We start from the raw sequence: 1,046 nt of genomic DNA, 5'->3' as shown, positions 1-1,046 counted from the left end.
ACCGCGCTGTGCACCGTCGGCAAGACGGGCAACGACTTGCACTATCGCGGCTACGACATTCTCGATGTCGCGACGACGTCCGAGTTCGAAGAGATCGCGCATTTGCTCGTGCACGGCAAGCTGCCGAACGCCGCCGAACTGAAGGCATACAAGACGAAGCTGAAGGCGTTGCGCGGCCTGCCCGCGAATCTCAAAGCCGCGCTGGAATGGATTCCCGCGTGCGCGCATCCGATGGACGTGATGCGTACCGGCGTCTCCGTGCTCGGCACGATCCTGCCGGAGAAGGACGATCACAACGTGCCGGGCGCGAAGGATATCGCCGACCGGCTGATGGCCTCGCTCGGCTCGATGCTGCTCTACTGGTATCACTATTCGCACAACGGCAAGCGCATCGAAGTCGAAACCGATGACGATTCCATCGGCGGTCACTTTCTGCATCTGCTGCATGGCGTCGCGCCGTCCAAAGCGTGGGTCGATGCGATGCATGTATCGCTCAATCTTTACGCCGAACACGAGTTCAACGCATCGACGTTCACGGCGCGCGTGATCGCGGGCACGGGTTCGGACATGTATTCCGCGATCACCGGCGCGATCGGCGCGCTGCGCGGTCCGAAGCATGGCGGCGCGAACGAAGTCGCGTTCGAAATTCAGTCGCGCTATCAGACGCCGGATGAAGCGGAAGCCGATATCAAACGCCGCGTCGAAAACAAGGAAGTCGTGATCGGCTTCGGCCATCCGGTGTACACGATCTCCGATCCGCGCAACAAGGTCATCAAGGAAGTCGCGAGGAATCTGTCGAAGGAAGCCGGCGATACGAAGCTGTTCGATATCGCCGAGCGCCTCGAATCGGTGATGTGGGACGCGAAGAAGATGTTCCCGAACCTCGACTGGTTCAGCGCGGTTTCATATCACATGATGGGCGTGCCGACCGCGATGTTCACGCCGCTCTTCGTGATCTCGCGCACGTCGGGATGGAGCGCGCACATCATCGAGCAACGCATCGACAACAAGATCATCCGGCCGAGCGCGAATTACACCGGTCCGGA

At 60.6% G+C, this 1,046-nt stretch carries 1 protein-coding gene; it reads left to right on the top strand.

Going from position 1 to position 1,046, the window contains the following annotated elements:
- Positions 1 to 1,046 (top strand): bifunctional 2-methylcitrate synthase/citrate synthase (gene prpC / locus NCS67_RS31780; protein ID WP_250437929.1); only part of this gene is annotated, 1,046 nt, incomplete at both ends.

It is taken from the genome of Caballeronia sp. ATUFL_F2_KS9A (assembly GCF_023630765.1).
Lineage (GTDB): Bacteria > Pseudomonadota > Gammaproteobacteria > Burkholderiales > Burkholderiaceae > Caballeronia > Caballeronia zhejiangensis.
This window is presented reverse-complemented; position numbering and strand designations above follow the sequence as displayed.